We start from the raw sequence: 20,700 nt of genomic DNA, 5'->3' as shown, positions 1-20,700 counted from the left end.
GGCGCTCACGACCTCGTGCGGTCGCGGTCGCGGCTGGGCTGCACCCGCTTGGGTTCCCCGGCCATCTTGGGGTACTCCGGCGGGTAGGGCAGGTCGCCCAGCCCGTGCTCGGCCTCGTCGCGGTGGGCGAGGTCGAGCGCCGCGTCGAGCGAGCAGTCGAGCGCGGGGTCGCGGTCCGCGCGCAACGGCGCGAACAGGTCTCCGACCTGGGCGAACCGGCCCGGCATCGTCGTGACGTCGAAGTCGTCGGGGTGGACCTCGCCGACCTCGTCCCAGGTCAGGGGAGCGGAGACCTTGGCCCGCGGGTTGGCGCGCACCGAGTAGGCCGACGCGATCGTGCGGTCGCGGGCCATCTGGTTGTAGTCGACGAAGATCTTGCTGCCGCGTTCCTCCTTCCACCACCTGGTCGTGACGTCGTCGGGCAGGCGGCGTTCGAGCTCGCGTCCGATGGCGATCGTGGCGCGCCGGGCCTGGACGAAGCTCCACCGCGGCGCGAGCGGCACGAACACGTGCAGCCCCCGGCCGCCGGACGTCTTCGGGTACCCGGTCAGCGCCAGCTCGCCGAGCAGGTCACGCAGCGCGGGCGCGACCCGGGCCGCGTCGTCGAACGTGGTGCCCGGTTGCGGGTCCAGGTCGATGCGGAGCTGGTCGACCGCCTCGACGTCGTCACGGCGCACGGGCCACGGGTGGAACGTCAGCGTGCCGAGGTTGGCGGCCCATGCGACGACGGCGAGCTCGCCCGGGGCGACCTCGTCCGCCGTGCGGCCCGACGGGAACGCGATGGTCGCCGTCTCGACCCAGCCGGGCGCGCCCTGCGGCACCCGCTTCTGGTAGAAGGCGTCGCCCCGGCCGTCGGCGCGCGTGGCCATGACCGCGCCGTCGAAGAACCCCTTGGGCCAACGCTCGAGCGTCGTCGGGCGGTGCAGCAGCGCTCCGAGGATCCCGTCGCCCACGGCGAGGAAGTACTCGACGACCTGAAGCTTGGTCAGGCCGCGCGCGGGGAACACGACGCGGTCGGGGCTCGAGACACGAACGGTGCGACCGCCGGCGTCGAGCTCGACGGCAGGCGCGGCAGACGGGGCCATGCGTCCACGCTAGGCGCCTGCTCCGCCCGCGGCGAGCCTTCGCGCCGCGTCCAGCGCGACCCGTGCCGCCGGCCGGCCCACGACGCGGGCGCGGCCCTCGAGCCGGCGGCCCACCGCGGCGAGGTCGGTGCCGGCCGCCGCGAGGGCGAGCAGCAGCTCGACCGCCTGCTCCGTCTCCAGCCGCGCCGCCACGTCGACGGCGGTGCGAACGGGCGTGGTGACCAGGACGCCCCCGATCTCGGCAGAGTCCGACGCCAGCCGCCGGGTGCCGGCGCGCCGGGCGACGTCCAGACGCGCGGGCGGGCGGCCGCCACAGTGCACCCACACCGCCGAGGCGTCGCACACGACGTGGCCGGCGGGCACCCGTGACGCGATCGCACGGGCGCGCACCTGGGGCGTCACGCGCCGGAGCGCGGGCACCGACACCTCGTCGGTCACCGCCCGCAGCGCACCGCGGCGCAGCAGGTCGAACCAGGCGGCGGGTCCGCCGACGTCGACGGGCCGGTAGACGGGCGGGGGGCCGTGCGGTGCAAGCAGCTCAGAGACGAGGACGGGCTCCATGCCCCCGGACGCTAGTCGCGTGGCCGAGGGCACGGAGCCCGCCTGTGGACGCGTGCGTCAGCCGCGCGACTCCTCGGCCGCGCGCACCACCTGCTCGAGCCACGAACGCCGTGCCGCGAGCGCCGTCTCGAGCTCGTCCGCCTTGCGCTTGTCGCCCTCGGCCTGCGCCCGCGCGAGGTCCGCCTCGAGGCCCTCGATCGCGGCCTCGAGCTGCGCCGCCGCGCCCTCGGCGCGTGCCCGCGTCTCAGGGTTGGTGCGCACCCACTGGGCCTGCTCGGCGTCGCGCACGGCCTGCTCGACCGCTCGCAGACGCCCCTCGACCCGCTGCACGTCGCCGCGCGGCACCTTGCCCGCGGCCTCCCAGCGCTCCTGGATGCCGCGCAGCGCCGTCTTGGCCGCCGCGAGGTCGCGGATCGGGACCAGCGCCTCGGCCTCGACGAGGATCTCCTCCTTGACGGCGAGGTTCGCGCCGTACTCGGCGTCGACGGCGGCGTTCTGCGCGTCGCGGGCAGCGAAGAACGCGTCCTGCGCCGCCCGGAACCGGGCCCACAGGGCGTCGTCGTCGCGGCGCGCGGCCCGGCCCGCCGACTTCCAGCGGGTCATGAGGTCGCGGTACGCGCCCGCCGTGGCACCCCAGTCCGTGCTCGAGGACAGCGCCTCGGCCTCGGCGACGAGCTGTTCCTTGACCGACTTGGCGCTGGAGTTGCGCTGCTCCAGCTCGGCGAAGTAGTGCCGGCGCTCGCGGTCGAACGCCGTGCGGGCGTGGCTGAACCGCTTCCAGAGCGACTCCTCGGTGGCGCGGTCGATGCGCGGGCCGGTGCGCTGCGCCTCCTTCCACGTCTCGAGCAGCGAGCGCAGCTCGGCGCCGGCGGGGCGCCACTGCATGCGCTGCGGGTCGGTGGCGGCGATCTTCTCGGCCGCCTCGACGATCGCGGTGCGTGAGGCGATCGCCTCGGCCTTGGCCGCGGCGCGCGCCGCGTCGAGGGCCGCGCGGCGTTCGGCGGCGACCGCGCGCAGTGCCTCGACGTGCGAGCGCAGGCCGTCCAGGTCGCCGACGGCGGCAGGCTCGGCCGTCTCCTCGCCCAGCTTGGCGAGGGTCTGGTCGATCTCCTTGATGGACAGGTCGGCGCTCGACAGGCGCGTCTCGAACAACGTGACCTTGGCCGCGAGGTCGAGGTAGCGGCGCACGTACAGGCTCATGGCCTCCGACGCCGTCACGCCCGGGAACTGGCCGACGGTGCGTTCTCCGGCGGCCTCCCGGACGTAGACGTTGCCCTCGTCGTCGACCCGGCCGAACGCCTCGGCGGCCGTGACCGCGGCGGCGTCGAGGGCCGGGGGGACGACGGGCGCCGACTCGGCGGCGGCCACGGGGGCGGGCCGGCGCAGCGACGACGGCTTGGGCAGGCCCGACGGCTTGGGCGCCACCGGCTTGGGGGTCTCGGGAGTCTCGGCAGGCACGTCCGCGGCAGGCACGTCCGCGGCAGGCACGTCCGCGGCAGGCACGTCCGCGACCGGCGCTTCGGCGACCGGCGCTTCGGCGACCGGCTCTTCGGCGACCGGCGCGTCCGCGACCGGCGCGTCGGCGACAGGCGCGTCCGTGGTCACGGTGACCTCGCCTTCGACGACGCCCTCGGCAGGCGAGAGGTCGTTCGTGGCAGCAGCGGGATCGCTCACTTGGTGTCAACTCCTTCGATGGTGACCGGCTTGGCCGGGGGGCCGTCGGAGCCCTCGCCGGTCACGCCCGCGTCAGCGACTGCCTGGACGACGTCCAGGCCGGACGTGATCCGTCCGAACACGGTGTACCCGCCCGCACTGTCGGACGGGATGGTGGAATCCTGGTACACGAGGAAGAACTGGGAGCCCATCGACGCGCCGTCGCCGCCACGTCGGGCCATTGCGAGCGTGCCCGCGGGGTAGACGTCGTCCGCCGGGGCGTTCTCGATGGGCCCGAACTCGAAGCCGGGGCCCCCAGAGCCCGTGCCGGTAGGATCGCCGCACTGCAGGACGAAGATGCCGGCCGTCGTCAGGCGGTGGCACGGCGTCCCGTCGAAGAAGCCCTGCTGCGCGAGGGTCACGAAGCTGGCCACGGCCTGCGGGGCCTCCTGGCCGAACAGCTCGACCGTGATGTCGCCCTGCGACGTCGCGATCGTCGACGTCCAGGTGCGGTTCTCGGCGAGAGACGGATCCGGGGGGGCGACCGTCGGCGTCGGGGCGGGCGTCGGCGTGGTCGTGGCGGCCGACGACGGGGTGTCGTCGTCGTTCAGGCCGATCGCGATGACCGCGCCCGTCAGGGCCAGGACCAGGGCGCCCGCCACGCTCGCGGCGACGACCTGCCGACGCCTGCGGGCGCGCGCCTGTTTCGCCTCCCAGCGGGCTTGTCGCTTCTGGGCGAGCTCGCGCTCGCGCTTGGTGGACGCCAAACCGTGCTCCTCCGGACTGCGTGGACCGGCCGCCTCGGCGGCCGACGGGTGCGCGCGAACGCGCGCGCTGCACAGTTTAGGCGCCGCGGCGTAGGTCACACGCGCACGGAGCGCGTTCGGTGCGGGTGCCGGTGCGCGAGGTGGCTGCCAGGGCCCGAAGAGTCGTGTTCGCCCGGTCTTCACCCCGCTGACCCGCGTCGTTCACCGCGTGTCGTCACAGTGCGCGGGTGACCCTCTCCGACTCATGCCCGCCGCGGCGCGCTCGCGGCGTCGCGCGCCCTGCGCGCCCCCTGCTCACCCTTGCCGCCGTCCTTGCCTGCGTGGTCGGCGCCGTCGTGCCGACCGCGGCACCGGCTCACGCCCACGGCTTCTCCTCGACCGTGTACGCGGACGTCACGGCGGTCGACGACGTCACGGTGCGCACGGACCTGGACCTCGAGTACGACCTGCTGGTGGTCTCGGCGGCCGAGAACCAGCACGCGCCCGAGCTCTTCGACGCGGCGATGGCGCCGTTCGAGGCGCAGGCCGACGACGCCGAGCTGGCGCGCGCGCTGTCCGGCTTCGCCGAGCCGGTGGTCGGCTACGTGGCCGGCAGGTTCCAGGTGACGACCGACGGCCGCGCGTGCGCGCCGCGGCAGGTGGGTGCGATGACGGTGCACGAACGCGACGGCGTGCCGTACGTGCGTCTCTCGCTGGACCACGCGTGCCCGGCCGCGCAGGGCGCGCACGGCCCCGGCGGGCACGTGGTGCGCAGTGCGCTGTTCCCCGACGGGGAAGGGTACGTGCGCGGCACGACGACGATCGTGACCTACCAGATCGACGGGCGCAGCGGGTCGGCCGCGCTCGACGCCGGGCGCCCCGAGTTCTCGACCGGGCAGACCTGGAGCCAGCGCTTCGGCGAGTTCTTCGTGCTGGGCGCCGAGCACCTGCTGACCGGCATCGACCACGTCCTGTTCCTGCTGGCGCTCATCGTGGGCTCGCGACGGCTGCGCGACATCGTGCTGGCCGCGACCGCGTTCACCCTCGCGCACTCGATCACGTTCCTGCTCGCCGCCCTCGGGACGGTGCACGCGCCGGGCGCCGTCGTCGAGCCTGTCATCGCGCTGTCGATCGCGGTGGTCGCGGCCTGGCACCTGTGGAACCTGCGCCGGCGGCGCGACGTCGTCGCGCGGCTCGAGCCGGAGCGCTCGCGTGCGCTGCTCGACGGCGCCGACTGGCTGCGCCTGGGCGTGGTGTTCTGCTTCGGGCTCGTGCACGGGCTGGGGTTCGCGGGCGCGCTCGGCATCGACGAGCCGTGGTCGTGGACGCTGCTGTGGTCGCTGCTGGTGTTCAACGTCGGCATCGAGGTGGTGCAGCTGGGCATCATCGCGATCGTCTTCCCGCTGCTGACGCTCCTGCGCCGCCGTGCGCCGCGCACCGGCCGCGTGGCGGGCGGCGTGGTCGCGGCGGGAGTGGCGGTCATGGGGCTCGTCTGGTTCGTCCAGCGGGTGCTCGGACTGTGACGAGGAGACTTTCGACGGTGTCTAGATAACGGTTGCTGACCGTTCAGTCTTGGTTCATCCGGGCACGCGAGGTTGTGGGTGCGCAATCGCGCATCCACCCTGAACCGAAAGGCACAGGAACCACTCTCATGGAGAGAAACGACACGCAGGCCCCGCGGCCTGTGCACCGACGCCCGCGCGTGGCGGCCGCATTCGTGGGCCTCGCCGCCCTGTGCGGCACGACCCTCGCGGCGGGCCCCGCCGTCGCGGCGACCCCCGACGTCTCCGACCTGGTGCTCGGGATCGGCGCCGACCAGTCGCAGCGCAACCTCGCCTGGTACACGCCCGCCGACACCTCCCAGGTCGTGCAGGTCGCGCCCTCCGCGGCGGTCGCCGACGGCGTGTTCCCCGCGAAGGGCACGACGACGTTCACCGCGAGCGGCGGTGCGACGACGAGCCGCGAGTACAACCGCTTCGCGACCATCACCGGCCTGAAGGCGAACACCCAGTACGCCTACCGTGTGGGCGCCGAGGGCAGCTGGTCGGACGTGTACACGTTCCGCACCCAGGAGTTCTCGGGCGACTTCGACTTCCTGTTCTTCGGCGACCCGCAGATCGGGTCGTCGGGGAACGTGGCGAGCGACGCGGCGGGCTGGGCCGACACGCTCGACGTCGCGACGACGGCCTACCCGGACGCCGAGATGCTGTTCTCCGCCGGTGACCAGGTCGAGCACGCCGACAACGAGAACGAGTACGACGCGTTCCTCACCCCGGACGCCCTGCGCCAGATCCCGTTCGTGGCCACCAACGGCAACCACGACGTCGGCAACAAGGCGTACGAGCAGCACTTCAACACGCCCAACACCGACCGTGCGGCCGGCCCGGGCAACGCCACCAGTTCGGGCGGCGACTACTACTTCACCTACAAGGACGTGCTGTTCATCGACCTGAACTCCAACAGCCGCGACTTTGCCTCGCACGAGAAGTTCGTGCGTGACGTCGTGGCCGAGCACGGCGACGAGGCGAAGTGGAAGGTCGTCGCCTTCCACCACTCGATCTACTCGCCGGGCCCGCACGCCACCGACAGCGACGTGGCCGACCGCCGCAACGTGTGGCCCACGCTCTTCTCCGACCTGGGCATCGACCTGGTGCTCCAGGGCCACGACCACTCGTACGCGCGCTCGTACCTGATCCGCAACGGCGAGAAGGCCGACGCCGCCGAGCAGCCGGGCGCCGACCAGGTCGTGGCCGGCCCGGGCGGCGTGCTGTACGTGACGAGCAACTCGTCGTCGGGCTCGAAGTACTACGACCTGCAGCCGCAGGGCTTCTGGTGGCTGTCGGCCTCCAACCAGGAGAAGGTGCGCAACTACACCGCCGTCGAGGTCAAGGACGAGGCGATCACCGTCAAGACGCTGCGCTCGCAGGCCAACGGCGACGAGAAGCCCGTCAACTCCGTCGTCGACCAGGTGACGCTGCGTCGCGCCGAGCAGGCCGACCAGCGCCTGCAGGTCGAGGTTCCGAAGGGTCAGCCCGGCGAGTTCGCCTGGAGCATCGACGGCGGCAACGGCCTGGTCGACCTCGGCACGGCGGTCGAGTCCGGCGACCACTTCGTGGCGTCGGGTGCGATCAACCCGATCACCGTGACCGACACGCGCCGCTCCGGCGCCGCCTGGTCGGTCTCGGCGCAGGTGAGCGACTTCACCTCGGGCGAGTCCACCTTCGCCGGCTCGAACCTCGGCTGGACCCCGCGCCTGGCGCAGCCCGGCGGCGGTGCCACCGCGGGCGCCAAGGTGGTCTCCGGCTTCGACGACGGCGGCGCCGGCCTGTCGGTGTCGTCGACGCTGGCCTCGGCCGTGGCCGGCCACGACCGCGGTACGGGCCGGCTCGGCGCCGACCTGGACCTGAAGGTCCCCGGTGACGTCGCCGACGGCACCTACACCGCGACGCTCACGCTGACCGCGCTGAGCTGACGCACCGGCCGGGGCGGGAACGCGCACCAGCGCACCGCCCCGGCCACCCCACCACCGCGAGAGGACATCCATGCACGCCCCCGTTCGACGGCGTCACACCATCGCCGCGGCGCGCGTCGCCGCGCTCCTGCTGGCCGGCGCGACGCTCCTCGCCCCCGCCGCCCCCGCCGCCGGGGCGCTCCTGCCGGCCGGCTCGACGCCTGCGGCCGCCGCGCGCACCGCGCCCGAGGACGACGTCACCTGGGGCGTGCGCACCGCGTCCGGCGCCGACGGCGCCGAGCGCGGCAGCTTCGCCTTCGACCTCGACCCGGGCGCGTCCGCCACCGACACGCTGGTGATCGCCAACCACGGCGACCAGCCGCTCGATCTCGACGTGTACGCCGCCGACGGGTTCACCACGACCAGCGGGCAGCTCGACGTGCTGCCCCGCGCCGAGACGTCGACCGACGTCGGCGCCTGGGTCGCCCCGGGTACCGGGCACGTGACGATCGCGGCCGGGGCGAACGCCGAGGTCCCGTTCACCCTCACCGTGCCCGGCGACGCGACCCCCGGCGACCACGTCGGCGCCATCGTCACCTCGCTGCCCCGCCCGCACCAGGAGGAGGGCGTGTCGGTCGACCGGCGCCTCGGGGTGCGGATCCACCTGCGCGTGCACGGCGACCTCGCGCCCTCCGTCGCGATCGAGGACACACGGGTGAGCTACGACGGCACCGCCGACCCGTTCGTCCCGGGCGACGCGACCGTCTCCTACACGGTCCGCAACACCGGCAACGTGCGCCTGTCGGCCGGGCAGGCGGTCTCCGTGGCCGGTCCGTTCGGGCTGGGTCGCGCCGACGCGGCGGCGGCCGACGTGCCCGAGCTGCTGCCGGGGGAGACGTGGCACGTCGAGGTTCCGGTCGCGCACGTGTGGCCCCTGGTCCACGTCACGGCCACGGTCGCGCTCTCGCCGCGTCTGCCCGACGTCGCAGGGCGGACGCCCGGCGTCGACGGCGCCCGCGCGACCGCCGCCGGGTGGGCGGTGCCGTGGACGGCGCTCGCGGCGCTCGTGCTGCTGGCCGCGCTCGCGGTGCTCCTCGTGGTCCGCAGCCGACGTCGTCGGCGCGCGGAGTCGGCACGGGTCGAGACCGCCGTCGCCGCGGCGCTGCGCGAACGCGAGGCGGACGCCGAACGCGAGGCGGACGCCGGGCCCGGAGCGGACGCCGGGCCTGGAGCGGAGGCCGGGCCCGAGGGCGTGGACGCCCTCGCCGGGGCGGCGCCCCGCGCAACGCCGGAGCGCGGTGCATGAGCGCGGACCGGGCCTCCGCGCCGAGCGGCGCCCCGGCTGCCGCCGGGCGACGGCGCGCCGCCACCCGCCGGGCCGACGCGAAGGTGCGGGTCTCGCGCGCCGGGCGCCGCAGCGCGGCCACGGTGGCGCTGGCCGCCGCTGTGGCGTCGGGCCTGGCAACGGGCCTGGTATCCGGCTGCTCCCCGCACGCGGCCGCTGACGTGGCCCGGGTTGCGGCTTCGCACCCGTCCGGGGCGGCGCCCGCGCCGTCGGCGGCGCCCGACCGGCCCGCCCCGGGGCCGTCGCCGCGCCCCCTCGGCGCGGGGTTCCTGGGCGACACGCCCACGCCCGCGCCCGAGTCGACGGTCTCGCCCGAGCCGGGCTCGTGGGACGGCGTCGTGCCCGCGGCCGGCTACCGCATGGTGCTGGTCACCGAGGGCGACGACCCGGCCACCACGACGCTCGCGGCCGCCGTGACGCGGTACGCCGCGGCGCACGAGGTCGCGCTGACGACGCTGACCGCGCACGGCGACGACGAGGTGGCCGCCCGCCTCGAGCACGCCGCCGCGGACGCCCCCGACCTGATCGTCGGGGCGGGTGACGGCGTCGTGGACGTCTTCGCGCTGCTGACCGCCCAGCACCTGGACCAGCAGTTCCTCGTCCTGGGCGCCCAGCTCGGCGAACCCACCGACAACGTCACGGCCGTCGTGTGGCCCGGCGCGACGTTCCGCGGCACGGGTCTGGCGACCGACGGCGACCGCGACCCCGCCACGGTGACGGCCGCGCGCGGTGCCGAGGCGATCGGGGCCGGCGTGGCGAGCGTGCTGCACGGCGTCACGGGCATCGTGCTCGACCTGCGCTGACCTCGGCGGCCCGCCGGGCGCGCTAGCGTTCGGGCCATGGACGTCCACCTCGTCGTCGCGCCCGTGTTCGCCACCAACTGCACCGTCGTCGTGCAGGACGGCGACTGCGTCGTCGTCGACGCGGGCGCCGGAGTGGCCGCGACCGTCGAGCGGCTCGTGCGCGAGCACGGGTGGACGGTGCGGGCCGTGCTCGCCACCCACGGACACGTCGACCACACGTGGGACGCGGCCGCGCTGTGCGACGCCTTCGGCGTGCCGCTGCGCATCCACGAGGCCGACACCTACCGCCTCGCCGACCCGTTCGGCACGCTCGGGCTCACCGGGCCGGGCGTGAGCGGCGCGCTCGTCCAGGCGCTGACCGCCCAGGGCCTGCACGCCGACGACTACCGGGCGCCGTCCGCCGTCGTGCCCTTCGGCGCCGAGGCCGACGACGACGGCACGCTCGTCGCCGGTGCCGTGCGCCTGCGCGTGCTGCCCGCCCCGGGCCACACCGAGGGCGCAACCCTCTACGTGGCCGGCGACGTCGTGCTCGCGGGCGACGTGCTCTTCGCGGGCGGCGTCGGGCGCACCGACCTGCCCGGCGGCGACCCGGCCGCGATGCGCGCCACGCTGCGCGACGTCGTCGGGCGCCTGGACCCCGGGCTTCGCGTCGTGCCCGGGCACGGCCCGACGACGACGGTCGCCCACGAGCTGGCGACCAACCCGTACCTCGGCGGCTGAGCGCGCCCGGACCGGGCGCACCGTCTGGGAGAATCGCGCGCATGGCTCGCATCGCCCCCCTCTCCGGCTTCCCCGAATGGCTCCCCGACGGCCGCGTCGTCGAGCAGCACGTCCTCGACACGCTGCGCCGCACGTTCGAGCTGCACGGGTTCGCCGGGATCGAGACCCGGGCGGTCGAACCGCTCGACCAGCTCCTGCGCAAGGGCGAGACCTCCAAGGAGGTCTACGTGCTGCGCCGCCTGCAGGCCCAGGACGACGCCGCGGCCCCCGACACCCAGGCCGACAAGCAGCTCGGCCTGCACTTCGACCTGACCGTGCCGTTCGCGCGCTACGTCCTGGAGAACGCCGGCCGGCTGGCGTTCCCGTTCAAGCGCTACCAGATCCAGAAGGTGTGGCGCGGCGAACGCCCCCAGGACGGCCGGTTCCGCGAGTTCGTCCAGGCCGACATCGACGTCGTCGGCGCCGGGGAGCTGCCCTACCACTACGAGGTCGAGCTGCCGCTGGTCATGGCCGCCGCGCTGGGCGCCCTGGCCGGCGTCGGCCTTCCGCCCGTGCGCATCCTCGTCAACAACCGCAAGGTCGCCGAGGGCTTCTACCGCGGGCTGGGCCTCGACGACGTCGAGGGCGTGCTGCGCCACATCGACAAGCTCGACAAGATCGGCCCCGACGCCGTCGCCGCGCTGCTCGTCCAGGAGTGCGGGGCCACGACCGAGCAGGCCACGGCCTGCCTGGAGCTCGCGGCGATCTCCGGCTCCGACGCGTCCGTGACCGACGCCGTGCGGGCGCTCGCGGCCTCCCACGGGGCGGTCACCGACCTGCTGGAGACGGGCCTGACCGAGCTCGGTGCCCTGATCGAGGCCGCCGCGGTGCGCGCGCCGGGCGTCGTGGTCGCCGACCTGAAGATCGCACGCGGCCTCGACTACTACACCGGATCGGTCTACGAGACCGTGCTGGTGGGGCACGAGGCGCTGGGGTCGATCTGCTCGGGCGGGCGGTACGACACGCTCGCGTCCGACGGCAAGAGCACCTACCCGGGCGTGGGGCTGTCGATCGGGGTCTCGCGGCTGGTGTCGCGGCTGCTGTCGGCGGGCCTGGTGCGCGCCACGCGCGGGGTCCCGACGGCGGTGCTGGTCGCCGTCATGAGCGAGGAGGACCGGGCGGCGTCCGACGCCGTCGCGGACGCGCTGCGGGCGCGCGGCATCCCCGCGGACGTGGCCCCCAAGGTGGCCAAGCTCGGCAAGCAGATCCAGGTCGCCGACCGGCGTGGGATCCCGTTCGTGTGGTTCCCGGGCGAGACCGACCAGGTCAAGGACATCCGCTCGGGCGAGCAGGCCGCGGCGGACGCGGGGGAGTGGGCGCCGCCGGCCGAGGACTGGTGGCCCCGGGTGGTGCCGGGCGCCTGAGGCCGGGCGCGCACACCCGCCCGCCGGGCCCGCGCGCTGCGCTCGGCGCGGGCCGGCGGGGGCCTCCTCGGGGCGCCGGCGGGGCTGATCGCTCGCCATTGTCCGCGGGTGCCGACACGATGCGACAGCGGGCCGGTGCCGCCTGGATCGGCGGCGGAACGATCGGTATCGTCGACGGTTCAACGATCGAGGAGGCCAGCGAGGGGAGCCGCCGTGACGCTCACCGCTCTCGCGACCTCCGTGGGCCGGCGCATGCGCGACGACGTCGAGACCGACCTGCAGAAGGTCAAGTTCCGGCTGCTCGTGACCCTGTGCCTCGGCGCGGTCGTCCTCGGGTTCGTCGTCGACACCCCGGCCGAGCTGATGCGCGGCACCCTGGCCATCCTGTCCTCGCCGAGCGGCCTGCTGACCGACTACATGGCCATCGCCTCCGTCGGCGCCACGTTCTTCAACGCCGGGCTGCTGACGCTGCTGTCGGTCGTGCTCGTGCGGCTCGAACGCACCGAGTTCTCCGGGCCCGTCATCGCCGGGCTCTTCACCGTGTTCGGGTTCGCCCTGTTCGGCAAGAACCTGTTCAACTCGATCCCCATCACGCTCGGCGTCTTCCTGTACGCCAAGCTGGAGCGCAAGCGGTTCTCCGACTACCAGGTCGAGAGCCTGTTCGGCACCGCGCTCGCCCCGGCCGTGAGCTTCATGGCGTTCGGCAAGGGCCTGCCGCTGTGGCAGGGGATCCTGCTCGGGTACGCACTCGGCATCTTCATCGGCCTGGTCATCCCGCCGATGGCCCGCCACTTCGCCAAGTTCCACCACGGCCTGAGCCTGTACAACGTGGGGTTCACCGCCGGCATCGTCGGCATGGTCATCGTCGCCGTCATGAACCTGCTCGAGTACGACGTCGTCGAGGTCTACAACGTCTCCTCCGGCTACACGTTCGAGCTCAGCGTCCTGACGTTCACCTTCTGCCTCGCGCTGCTCGTGTGCGGGTTCCTCCTCAACGGGCGGTCCGTGCGCGGCATGGCCGGGTTCCTGCGGCGCACGGGGCAGGCGCCCAGCGACTTCGTCGCCCTCGAGGGCATCGGGCGCACCGTCATGAACATGGGCCTGATGGGCGTGCTCGCCACCGCGTACGTGCTGATCGTCGGCGGCGACCTCAACGGCCCCGTGCTGGGCGGCATCTTCACCGTGATCGGGTTCGGCGCGTACGGCAAGCACCCGCGCAACTGCCTGCCCATCCTCGTCGGCGTCGCGCTCGCCACCGCGTTCACCAACACCGACATCGGTTCGACGCACGTGCTGCTCGCCGCCCTCTTCGGCACCACGCTCGCACCCGTCAGCGGCGTCTTCGGCAGCGCCTACGGCGTGGTCGCGGGCTTCCTGCACATGGCGCTGGTCGCCAACGTCGGCCTGCTGCACGGCGGCCTCAACCTGTACAACAACGGGTTCTCCGCCGGCTTCGTCGCGTTCGTGCTGTTCCCCGTCTTCAACGCCAAGCTGCGCATCCGCGGCAAGGGAGTCAAGGGGGTCAAGACGGCCGAGCCCGACCACCACACGTGCCCCGCCGTCGCGGAGCCGCCGCCACCGACCCCCGGGTAGAATCGCGCGTCGGCGCGGCCACCTCTGCGCGCCCCACCCGCGTGTCCACCAGCGAAAGGAAGGACCTCTCCGTGCTGCGCACCCACACGGCCGGCTCCCTGCGGGCCGAGCACATCGGTCAGACCATCACCCTCACGGGCTGGGTCGACCGCCGCCGCGATCACGGAGGAGTGGCCTTCATCGACCTGCGTGACGCCTCGGGCATCGCCCAGGTCGTCGTCCGCGACGAGTCCGTCGCCCACCCGCTGCGCTCCGAGTTCGTGCTCCAGGTCACCGGCGAGGTCGCCCGGCGTCCCGAAGGCAACGCCAACGCCAACCTCGCCACCGGCGAGATCGAGGTCATCGCCACCGACGTCGTCACCCTCAACGAGTCGGCCCCGCTGCCCTTCCAGGTCTCCACCGCGCTGCCCGGCACCGAGGTCATCGGCGAGGAGGCACGCCTCAAGCACCGCTACCTCGACCTGCGCCGCCCCGCCTCCCAGCACGCCCTGCGCCTGCGCGCCAAGGTCAACCAGGCCGCCCGCCGCGTGCTCGACGCCGAGGACTTCGTCGAGATCGAGACCCCGACGCTCACCCGCTCGACCCCCGAGGGCGCCCGAGACTTCCTGGTCCCCGCGCGCCTGGCCCCCGGGTCCTGGTACGCGCTGCCGCAGTCGCCCCAGCTGTTCAAGCAGCTGCTCATGGTCGCCGGCATGGAGCGCTACTACCAGATCGCGCGCTGCTACCGCGACGAGGACTTCCGCGCCGACCGGCAGCCCGAGTTCACACAGCTCGACGTCGAGATGAGCTTCGTCGAGCAGGACGACGTCATCGCGATGGCCGAGAAGGTGCTCGTCGCGCTGTGGGAGCTCATCGGCTACACCATCCCGACGCCGATCCCGCGCATGACCTTCGCCGACGCGATGCGCCTGTACGGCTCCGACAAGCCCGACCTGCGCTTCGGCAACCCGCTCGTCGAGCTGACCGGGTACTTCGCCGACACGCCCTTCCGCGTGTTCCAGGCCGAGTACGTCGGCGCCGTCGTCATGACCGGCGGGGCCTCGCAGCCGCGCCGGCAGTTCGACGCCTGGCAGGAGTGGGCCAAGCAGCGCGGCGCTCGCGGTCTGGCCTACGTGACGTTCGGTGAGGACGGCACGCTCGGCGGCCCCGTGGCCAAGAACCTGTCCGACGCCGAGCGTGCCGGGCTCGCGGCCGCGACCGGCGCCCAGCCGGGCGACGCCGTGTTCTTCGCCGCCGGCAAGACGTCGGAGGCGCGCGCGCTGCTGGGTGCGGCACGCCTGGAGATCGCCAGGAAGACCGGCGCGATCGACGACGACGCCTGGGCGTTCGTGTGGATCGTCGACGCCCCCCTGTTCAAGCCGACCGGCGAGGCCGCCGACGAGGGCGACGTCGCGCTGGGGCACTCGGCCTGGACCGCCGTCCACCACGCGTTCACCTCGCCGAACCCGGACTGGATCGACACGTTCGAGCAGGACCCGGGCAACGCGCTCGCCTACGCCTACGACATCGTCTGCAACGGCAACGAGATCGGTGGCGGGTCGATCCGTATCCACCGCCGTGACGTGCAGGAGCGCGTCTTCGACGTCATGGGCATCGGCCCGGCCGAGGCGCAGGAGAAGTTCGGCTTCCTGCTCGACGCGTTCGCGTTCGGCGCCCCGCCGCACGGCGGCATCGCCTTCGGGTGGGACCGCATCGTCGCCCTGCTGACCAAGTCGCCGTCGATCCGCGACGTCATCGCGTTCCCCAAGTCGGGCGGCGGCTTCGACCCGCTGACCGAGGCGCCCGCCCCGATCACGCCGGAGCAGCGCAAGGAGGCCGGCGTCGACGCCGTCGCCACCGCCAAGGGTGCGAAGGGCGGTCAGCAGAAGGGCGACGACCCGGCGTGATCGCCACGGTCGGCGTCGACCTGCCCGAGCGGTGGGCGTCCCACCCGCTGGTCGTCACGGAGTCCGCCCACCACGCGTGGGACGCGTCGCACGCGTGGTGGGACGACGACGCGCTGCTGCTGCGGCTGCGCCGCCTGGCGGCCACCGAGCCCGACGGATACGGGGTCTACGGCGTCGGCTCGCCCGACGCCGTCGCGCGCCTCGTCCTGGCCGCGGGCGACCTCGCGCCGGTGGGGCGCACGACGGTCCCGCGCGGCACGCGTGCGGCGCTCGCCCGGCTGACCGCCGCCGTCCCCGCACCGTTCGACCGACCGGCGCAGGCCCACTGGGACTGGCTGATGACCGATCGCGCGCCCGCCGACCTCCCGGGGCAGGAGCGCGTGGAGGAGCTCACCGGCCGGGCCGGCCTCCGGGAGGCGGCCGCGACGCTCGGCGTCGCGCACCCCGAGGGCGAGCTCGCCGTGGGTGAGCCGCGCTCCCGCTGGTGGGGCTGGCGCGACGACGACGGCGTGCTGCGCGGCGTCGTCGGCGCCGACCGGCGCGTGCCCGGGGCGCCGTGGGTGCTGGGGTCCGTCGGGACGGACCCGGCGTGGCGGCGTCGCGGCGTCGCCGCGGCGACCACGGCGGTCGCGGTGCGCGCCGGGCTCGCCGAGGCGCCGATCGTCACGCTCGGGATGTACGCCGACAACGACGCCGCCCGCCGCACGTACGCGCGCGTCGGGTTCGTCGTGGTGCAGGCGAACGAGAGCTCGCGCTGAGCCGCTCAGACGATCTCGACGACCAGGTCGGCGCTCGCCCGCGTGCGCGCGATGAGGTCGGCGTTGACCTGGTCGGTCCCCGACGCCCACGCGCGCGCCTCGTCGCGTGACTTGCCGAAGGCGTGGTGCCTGTCGACGAGACGTTTCATGCGCAGGTCGTCGGGCGGGTCGAGGAACCACACCTCGTCCATGTGGGCGCGGGCCAGCGGCCACGCTCCCGACGTGGCCAGCAGGTAGTTGCCCTCGGTGACGACGAGCGGCACGTCGGCGTCCACGCCGACGCCGGCGGCGACGGGCTCCTCGATCTCCCGGTGGAACACCGGGGCGTACACCACGCCGTCGCCCGGCACCTGCCGGGCCAGCCGCGTGATGAGCGAGGCGTACCCGGCGTCGTCGAACGTGTCGATCGCCCCTTTGCGCTGACGGCGTCCGAGCGCGTTCAGGACGTCGTTGGACAGGTGGAACCCGTCCATCCCCGCGGCCACCGCCAGGCGTGGGCCGAGCGCGTCCACGACGGCGCGCGCGAGCCAGGACTTGCCGGCCCCGGGCGGGCCGGTGATCCCCAGGATCGTGCGCCCCGGGCGAGCCGCGAGGCGACGGGCACGCTCGACGAGCGCGCCCGTCGCCAGGCGTTCACGCGATCCCACGGCGCTCGTCCTGTGTCGGTTCGAGCGCGCCGGTCATCAACGCGACGACCTCCGCCATCGTGCGGTTCCCCGGACGGACGACCGCCGCGCGCCGACCCTGGCGGTGGACGTGGATGCGGTCGGCGACCTCGAACACGTGCGGCATGTCGTGGCTGATGAGGACGACGGGGATGCCGCGCGCCCGGATGCGCTTGATCAGGTCGATGACGGTGCCCGACTCGCGCACGCCGAGTGCCGCAGTCGGCTCGTCCATGATGATCACGCGCTTGCCGAACGCGGCGGCGCGGGCGACGGCAACCCCTTGCCGCTGCCCGCCGGAGAGCGCCTCGACGGGCTGGGTCACCGACGTGACGCGGATCTGCATCTCGTCGAAGAACTCCTGGGAGCGGCGCCGCATGGCGGGCTTGTCGGTCATGCGCGCGACCGTGCCGAGCAGCCCCGGGCGGCGCAGCTCGCGACCCATGAAGAGGTTCGAGGCGATGTCCAGGGCGGGGGCGAGGGCGAGGTCCTGGTAGACGGTCTCGATCCCGTGCGCCTGGGCGTCGCGCGCGGTGCGGAAGGCGACCGGCTCGCCGTCGACGAGGATCTGGCCGGCGTCGGGGGTCAGGACGCCGGACAACGCCTTGATGAGCGTCGACTTCCCGGCGCCGTTGTCCCCGATGACGGCCAGCACCTCGCCCGGCAGCAGCTCGAAGTCGGCGCGGTCCATCGCGACGACCGACCCGTAGCGCTTGGTCAGCCCGGTCGCTGCCAGCACCGGGGTCACCGGGGTCACGGTCGGGGCCGGGGGTTCCGGCACCTGGGTGGTCATGTCTGGACCCTCCTGCGGGAGACCTGGTCGAGTGCGACGGCCGCGATGACGAGGGCGCCGGTCGCGATGTTCTGGTAGAGGTTGTCGACGCCCGCCTGCGTGAGCCCGTTGCGCAGGACGGCGACGATCAAGGTGCCCACCAGTGTGCCCAGTACCGACCCGCGCCCGCCGAACAGGCTGGTGCCGCCGATGACGACGGCCGTGATCGTCTCGAGGTTGGCGTTCTGGTAGGCGTTCGGGTCCGCGTTGGGGATGCGGCCCAGCGCGGCCCACGCCGCGACGACCGCGACGACGCCGGCGACCAGGTAGGTGATCACGAGGACCCGACCCGAGCGGATGCCGGTCAGCCTGGCCGCCTCGGGTGCACCGCCGACGGCGTACAGGTGCCGGCCTGCGGCCGTGTGCGACAGCACGTACCACGCGAGCAGGTACAGCAGCAGCATCGCCAGGACGCCCGTGGTGATGGTCAGCCCGCCGAACGACAGCTTGGTGCCGAGCCAGGTCAGGGGCCCCTTGGCCACGGGATACACCTGCGACCCGGCGTACAGCTGGGTGGCGGCGTACATGGCGGTGAACACCCCGAGCGTGACGATGAAGGGTGGCAGGTGCACCCAGGCGACCAGGGCGCCGTTGACGAGCCCGACCACGGCGAGCACGGCGGCTGCCGCGACGATGGCGACCAGCGGGCCGTGCTCACCGCCCACCTTGGCGAGGACGATCGTGCCGAGCACGGCCACGGCACCGATCGACAGGTCGATGCCGGCCGTGAGGATCACGATCGTCTGCGCCACCGCAAGGATCCCGATGACGACCGACTGCTGGAGGATGAGCGACAGGTTCGTGGGCCGCAGGAACGTGTCGGTGATGACGGCGAACACGACGACCGCGACCAGGAGGGCGACGAGGGGCCCGACGAGCGGGCTCCTCGCCAGCACGGCCCACCGCGTCGCTCCGCCTCGCGTGCGTGCCGGGGCGGGGGAGTCAGATGCGGCACCCATCGGTCAGCCCCAGCAGTTCTCGAGACCCCATGCGCTGTCCTGGGAGTCGAGGCCCTCGACGGGCTGGTCGGTGATCAGCTGCGCTCCCGTGTCGTGGAACCCGGTCGGCTTCGTGCCGTCGGCGGCGTACTTCACGACGGCCTTGACGCCCAGCGCGGCCATCTCGTTCGGGAACTGCATGACCGTCGCCCCGATCTGGCCGTCGGCCACCGCCTGCACGCCGGCGCACGACCCGTCGATCGAGCCGATGGTCACGCCGTCGGCCAGCCCGGCGTCGGAGATCGCCTGGAAGGCACCGCGGGCCGCGGGCTCGTTGATCGTGTAGACGGCGTTGACGTCCGCGTGCGCGGACAGGATGTTCTCCATCGCCGTCTGGGCCTTGGTCTGGTCGCCGTTGGTGTTCTCCTTGGCGGCGATCTGCGGGGAGCTCTCGGTCAGGCCCATCCCCTCCAGGAAGCCGTCGTGCCGGAAGGTGTCGACGGTGCCGCCGGGGGTGCCGTCGAGCATCGCGACGACGGGCTCGGAGTCGCCGAGCTTCGCCTTGACCCAGGCACCCTGGTAGACGCCCGCCTGGTGGTTGTCGGTGGCGAACGTGGCGTCGACGGCGTCCTCCGGGTCGGTGGCCGTGTCGAGCGCGATGACGATCACGCCCGCGTCCCGCGCGTCGGCGATCGCCTGCAGGATCCCGGTCGAGGAGTTGGGCGTGATGAGGATGCCCTGCACCCCCTGGGACACGAGGTTCTCGATGGCGGCGACCTGGCCCTCGTTGTCGCCGTCGAACGCGCCCGCGAGCGCGATGAGCTCGGCGCCCTGCGCGTCGGCCGCCTCCTTCGCGGCGTCACGCATGCGGACGAAGAAGGGGTTGGTGTCCGTCTTCGTGATGAGCCCGACCTTGACGGCGTCGCCGGGGGAGGCGCCGTCGCCGGAGCCCCCGGAGGGCTGCGACGAGCACCCGGCCAGGCCGAGAAGGGCGAGGACCCCGGTTCCGGCCGCGAGGGCGCGGATCCGGCGCGAGGGGGTGGTCTTGCGCGAGGCGAGCATGGCGAACTCCTTTGTCCGATCGCTGGCACTGACGTGACCGACGTCACGCTAGAAGCGCGCAAGCGCTTGCGCAACCGCTTGCGCGTCGCCGATGCTGAACCGTGACGGTTCGCCGGCGCTGACGCCGGGCCGGACCGCGACCCGAGGAGGTCCGCCATGGCGACGATGGACGACGTAGCCCGACTCGCCGGAGTGTCGGTCTCGACCGTCTCCCACGTGCTCAACTCGACGCGTGCCGTCGCACCCGACACGCGCTCACGCGTCGAGGACGCGATGGCGCGGCTTGCCTACCGGCGCAACGACGTCGCCCGTTCGCTCGCCCAGCGCAAGACGCGCACCGTCGGGGTGGCGATCTCCGCGCTGACCAACCCGTACTTCGGCACCCTGGTCTCGGCCGTCAACGAGGAGCTCGGGTCGCGCGGGTACGCCGTGATCCTCGGCGACACCGGCGACGAGCCCGGCCACGAGGCGACCGTCGTCGAACGCATGCTCGACCAGCGCGTCGCCGGACTCCTCCTGGCCCCCAGCGCACGAGCCGGCGAGGGCACCGTCCCGCAGGTGCTCGCCCACGGGGTGCCGCTCGTCCTGGTGGACCGGCACACCGACGCGGACTGCGACCAGGTCGTGCCCCTCAACCGCGAGCCAGTCGAGGACCTCGTCCACCACCTCGCGGACCTCGGGCACACCCGCATCGCCGCCGTCTGCGGCATGGCAGGGCTCGACACCACCACCGAACGGCTCGACGGGTACCGCGCCGTCGTCGCGGCACGCGGCCTCGACGAGGACCCGGCGCTCGTCCTGCCCGGGCACTCGCGCGCCGACGCGGCCGAGGACGCCGTGCTCCACGCGTTCGCGCGGCCGGACCGGCCCAGCGCCGTCGTCGTCCTCAACAACGCGATGACCATCGGAACCCTGCGCGCACTCGACCGGCTCGGCCTTGCCGTGCCCGGCGACGTCGCCCTCGTCTGCTACGACGACTTCGAGTGGGCCGACCTGTTCCGACCACGCCTGACAGCGGTGCGGCAAGACCTGACCACCATGGCGCGACGCGCCGTACGCCTGCTGCTCGGGCGAGTCGCAGGCGACGACCACCCGCCCGTCCTCGAACGCATCACCCCGTCCCTCCAGCACCGCGAGTCGTGCGGCTGCCGACAAGCCGCCGAACGCGACGCCCGTGTCCCCGCGCGTCCGTAGGGTGA

The 20,700-nt window shown here is 73.8% G+C and carries 18 protein-coding genes; 10 read left to right on the top strand and 8 right to left on the bottom strand.

Going from position 1 to position 20,700, the window contains the following annotated elements; genetic code table 11:
• Positions 1-5: 5 nt before the first annotated feature.
• From ET495_RS05125 to ET495_RS05110, 4 genes are read right to left on the bottom strand one after another with little or no spacing between them, the layout of a single operon-like run.
• Positions 6-1,085, bottom strand: coding sequence for a DNA polymerase domain-containing protein (locus ET495_RS05125; RefSeq protein ID WP_129203166.1), 1,080 nt, complete (start codon positions 1,083-1,085; stop codon positions 6-8).
• 9 nt (positions 1,086-1,094) lie between these two features.
• Positions 1,095-1,646, bottom strand: coding sequence for a hypothetical protein (locus ET495_RS05120; protein ID WP_129203164.1), 552 nt, complete (start codon positions 1,644-1,646; stop codon positions 1,095-1,097).
• Between the two features lie 57 nt (positions 1,647-1,703).
• On the bottom strand, positions 1,704-3,320 hold the full coding sequence (locus tag ET495_RS05115) for a DUF349 domain-containing protein (RefSeq protein ID WP_129203162.1): 1,617 nt from the start codon (positions 3,318-3,320) through the stop codon (positions 1,704-1,706).
• Positions 3,317-4,066, bottom strand: a complete 750-nt coding sequence (locus tag ET495_RS05110; RefSeq protein ID WP_129203160.1) for a peptidylprolyl isomerase — start codon at positions 4,064-4,066, stop codon at positions 3,317-3,319. The genes ET495_RS05115 and ET495_RS05110 overlap by 4 nt, the downstream gene beginning before the upstream one ends.
• Positions 4,067-4,293: 227 nt before the next feature.
• On the opposite strand from ET495_RS05110, the gene ET495_RS05105 reads away from it, so the two are divergent.
• The 9 genes from ET495_RS05105 to ET495_RS05065 all read left to right on the top strand — a co-directional run bounded on the left by ET495_RS05105 (position 4,294) and on the right by ET495_RS05065 (position 16,004).
• Positions 4,294-5,568, top strand: a complete 1,275-nt coding sequence (locus ET495_RS05105; protein ID WP_245993322.1) for a HupE/UreJ family protein — start codon at positions 4,294-4,296, stop codon at positions 5,566-5,568.
• A gap of 128 nt (positions 5,569-5,696) precedes the next feature.
• On the top strand, positions 5,697-7,517 hold the full coding sequence (locus tag ET495_RS05100) for a purple acid phosphatase family protein (RefSeq protein WP_129203158.1): 1,821 nt from the start codon (positions 5,697-5,699) through the stop codon (positions 7,515-7,517).
• A gap of 70 nt (positions 7,518-7,587) precedes the next feature.
• Positions 7,588-8,802 (top strand): WxL protein peptidoglycan domain-containing protein, encoded by a 1,215-nt coding sequence (locus tag ET495_RS05095; protein ID WP_129203156.1) that lies wholly within the window; start codon positions 7,588-7,590, stop codon positions 8,800-8,802.
• Complete coding sequence (locus tag ET495_RS05090) at positions 8,799-9,644, top strand: type 1 periplasmic-binding domain-containing protein (RefSeq protein ID WP_245993321.1); 846 nt, start codon at positions 8,799-8,801, stop codon at positions 9,642-9,644. Before ET495_RS05095 ends, ET495_RS05090 begins: the two co-directional genes overlap by 4 nt.
• A 36-nt stretch (positions 9,645-9,680) precedes the next feature.
• On the top strand, positions 9,681-10,364 hold the full coding sequence (locus tag ET495_RS05085) for an MBL fold metallo-hydrolase (RefSeq protein ID WP_129203154.1): 684 nt from the start codon (positions 9,681-9,683) through the stop codon (positions 10,362-10,364).
• 41 nt (positions 10,365-10,405) lie between these two features.
• A complete protein-coding gene (gene hisS / locus ET495_RS05080; RefSeq protein ID WP_129203152.1) occupies positions 10,406-11,767 on the top strand; it encodes a histidine--tRNA ligase in 1,362 nt (453 codons plus the stop codon).
• 213 nt (positions 11,768-11,980) lie between these two features.
• Positions 11,981-13,360, top strand: a complete 1,380-nt coding sequence (locus ET495_RS05075; RefSeq protein WP_245993320.1) for a DUF1576 domain-containing protein — start codon at positions 11,981-11,983, stop codon at positions 13,358-13,360.
• A 71-nt stretch (positions 13,361-13,431) separates the two neighbouring features.
• Positions 13,432-15,246: an aspartate--tRNA ligase gene (gene aspS / locus ET495_RS05070; RefSeq protein ID WP_129203150.1), complete on the top strand. Its 1,815-nt coding sequence runs from the start codon at positions 13,432-13,434 to the stop codon at positions 15,244-15,246.
• Positions 15,243-16,004 carry a GNAT family N-acetyltransferase gene (locus ET495_RS05065; protein ID WP_129203149.1) on the top strand — a complete coding sequence of 254 codons (762 nt, stop codon included), beginning with the start codon at positions 15,243-15,245 and terminating at the stop codon, positions 16,002-16,004. Before aspS ends, ET495_RS05065 begins: the two co-directional genes overlap by 4 nt.
• Positions 16,005-16,009: 5 nt before the next feature.
• Here ET495_RS05065 and ET495_RS05060 read toward each other — a convergent pair whose 3' ends face one another.
• From ET495_RS05060 to ET495_RS05045, 4 genes are all read right to left on the bottom strand, one after another.
• Positions 16,010-16,651, bottom strand: a complete 642-nt coding sequence (locus ET495_RS05060; RefSeq protein ID WP_129203147.1) for a nucleoside/nucleotide kinase family protein — start codon at positions 16,649-16,651, stop codon at positions 16,010-16,012.
• Positions 16,638-17,462: an ATP-binding cassette domain-containing protein gene (locus ET495_RS05055; RefSeq protein WP_129203145.1), complete on the bottom strand. Its 825-nt coding sequence runs from the start codon at positions 17,460-17,462 to the stop codon at positions 16,638-16,640. Before ET495_RS05055 ends, ET495_RS05060 begins: the two co-directional genes overlap by 14 nt.
• Positions 17,459-18,397, bottom strand: coding sequence for an ABC transporter permease (locus ET495_RS05050; RefSeq protein ID WP_245993319.1), 939 nt, complete (start codon positions 18,395-18,397; stop codon positions 17,459-17,461). The genes ET495_RS05055 and ET495_RS05050 overlap by 4 nt, the downstream gene beginning before the upstream one ends.
• 66 nt (positions 18,398-18,463) lie before the next feature.
• Positions 18,464-19,501, bottom strand: a complete 1,038-nt coding sequence (locus ET495_RS05045) for a substrate-binding domain-containing protein (protein WP_129203141.1) — start codon at positions 19,499-19,501, stop codon at positions 18,464-18,466.
• 156 nt (positions 19,502-19,657) lie between these two features.
• On the opposite strand from ET495_RS05045, the gene ET495_RS05040 reads away from it, so the two are divergent.
• Positions 19,658-20,695 carry a LacI family DNA-binding transcriptional regulator gene (locus tag ET495_RS05040; RefSeq protein ID WP_129203139.1) on the top strand — a complete coding sequence of 346 codons (1,038 nt, stop codon included), beginning with the start codon at positions 19,658-19,660 and terminating at the stop codon, positions 20,693-20,695.
• Positions 20,696-20,700 lie beyond the last annotated feature (5 nt).

This window comes from Xylanimonas allomyrinae, assembly GCF_004135345.1.
Classification (GTDB): Bacteria; Actinomycetota; Actinomycetes; order Actinomycetales; family Cellulomonadaceae; genus Xylanimonas; species Xylanimonas allomyrinae.
This window is presented reverse-complemented; position numbering and strand designations above follow the sequence as displayed.

Excerpts from the sequence above, each read along its gene's own strand:
- ET495_RS05045 (WP_129203141.1), bottom strand. The coding sequence starts at position 19,501 with ATGCTCGCCTCGCGCAAGACCACCCCCTCGCGCCGGATCCGCGCCCTC.
- ET495_RS05090 (WP_245993321.1), top strand. The coding sequence starts at position 8,799 with ATGAGCGCGGACCGGGCCTCCGCGCCGAGCGGCGCCCCGGCTGCCGCC.
- hisS (WP_129203152.1), top strand. The coding sequence starts at position 10,406 with ATGGCTCGCATCGCCCCCCTCTCCGGCTTCCCCGAATGGCTCCCCGAC.
- ET495_RS05040 (WP_129203139.1), top strand. The coding sequence starts at position 19,658 with ATGGCGACGATGGACGACGTAGCCCGACTCGCCGGAGTGTCGGTCTCG.
- ET495_RS05120 (WP_129203164.1), bottom strand. The coding sequence starts at position 1,646 with ATGGAGCCCGTCCTCGTCTCTGAGCTGCTTGCACCGCACGGCCCCCCG.
- ET495_RS05085 (WP_129203154.1), top strand. The coding sequence starts at position 9,681 with ATGGACGTCCACCTCGTCGTCGCGCCCGTGTTCGCCACCAACTGCACC.
- ET495_RS05100 (WP_129203158.1), top strand. The coding sequence starts at position 5,697 with ATGGAGAGAAACGACACGCAGGCCCCGCGGCCTGTGCACCGACGCCCG.
- ET495_RS05055 (WP_129203145.1), bottom strand. The coding sequence starts at position 17,462 with ATGACCACCCAGGTGCCGGAACCCCCGGCCCCGACCGTGACCCCGGTG.
- ET495_RS05125 (WP_129203166.1), bottom strand. The coding sequence starts at position 1,085 with ATGGCCCCGTCTGCCGCGCCTGCCGTCGAGCTCGACGCCGGCGGTCGC.
- ET495_RS05095 (WP_129203156.1), top strand. The coding sequence starts at position 7,588 with ATGCACGCCCCCGTTCGACGGCGTCACACCATCGCCGCGGCGCGCGTC.